The organism is Streptomyces montanisoli, from assembly GCF_017813245.1.
Classification (GTDB): domain Bacteria; phylum Actinomycetota; class Actinomycetes; order Streptomycetales; family Streptomycetaceae; genus Streptomyces; species Streptomyces montanisoli.
This window is the reverse complement of sequence record NZ_JAGIQL010000355.1, coordinates 1-1,242: the sequence shown is the minus strand read 5'-3', so window position 1 is coordinate 1,242 and position 1,242 is coordinate 1. Positions and strand designations below refer to the sequence as shown.

1 protein-coding gene is annotated in these 1,242 nt (G+C 74.9%); it reads right to left on the bottom strand.

All coding sequences use genetic code 11. The features are described 5' to 3' along the window. Positions 1-1,000, bottom strand: a 1,000-nt coding sequence (locus JFN87_RS33120) for a LacI family DNA-binding transcriptional regulator (RefSeq protein WP_209346211.1), incomplete at its 3' end; no start/stop codon positions are given. Positions 1,001-1,242 lie beyond the last annotated feature (242 nt).

Below are 1,242 nucleotides of genomic sequence, written 5' to 3'. Positions count from 1 at the left end.
CAGACGCGGGCGGCGGGCCCTGGCCGTCGCCGTGGGCAATGATCGAGGTCCGCACGACGACCCTGCGCGGCGGCGGCGCCTCGGCGCCGGGCCTGGCGAGCCGCTCGGCCAGCAGCCGGGCGGCGCGGCGGCCGATCTCGTCCGCGTCGTAGTCGACCACCAGGACCGGGACGCTGAGCACGTCGGCGAGGTCGAAGTCGTCGAAGCCGGCCAGCGTCGCCCTGCGGCCATGGTGCCGCAGGGCCCGGTATGCGCCCAGCGTGTTGCGGTTGTTGGTGCAGAAGACGGCCGTGGGCGGCCGCTCCAGCGCGAGCAGCTCGGCGGCGGCCGTCTCCGCCGATGCCATGTCCTCCTGGCCGCGCCGCACCAGGGCGCCGTCGGGATCGATCCCGGCCTCGTGCAGGGCCGCGCAGTAGCCACGGTAGCGCTCGGAACCGGTGTAGACGGAGGGCGGGTTGCCGAGGAACCCGATCCTGCGGTGGCCCGCGGCAAGCAGCCGGCTGGTCGCCGCGTACGCCCCGCCGAAGTCGTCGACCAGCACGCAGTCGGCCTCGTGGCCGGCGGGCGGCCGGCTGACCGTGACGACCGGCAGGCCGGCGGGCAGCTCCTCCGCGAGGTAGGACTGGTCGGCTCCGGCCGGGACGAGGACGAGACCGTCGACCCTGCGGCCCGAGAAGTCGCGGACCGCGGCACGCTCGCGGGCGGCGTCGCCCGCAGTGTTGGTGATCATCAACCGCAGGCCGTCCTCGGCGACGGCCGCCTCGATGCCCAGCGCGAGGCGGGCGTAGAACGGGTTGGCGAGGTTGGTGACGACCAGTCCGATGGTGCCGCTGCCCTGGCCCTGACGGAAGCTGCGGGCCAGCGTGTTGGGCCGGTAGCCGAGCCGCCGTACGGCCTCCTCCACTCGGTCGCGCTTGTCCTGCGACACCCCGGCGTCGCCGCGCAGCACCCGCGACACGGTCATCGCGCTGACCTCCGCGAGAGCGGCGACCTGCTTCATCGTCGGCTGTGCGGTGGTGGGGGCGGGCGGCCCGCTGGCCACGGTGGTCTCCTTCAACGCTGTTGGCTGGGTCATGGTCCGGCCGGTCCCGGCGGTACCGCGACGTCCGTACGACGATGATCCTCCCCCGCGCGACGCGACGCACCGCAACTCGCGTACCAGGCCGCGCCGATCAGGCCGGCCTCGCGCGGCCGCCCGGCGTGGCCGGCCTCATCGGCGCCGCCTGATCGGATGAGCTCACA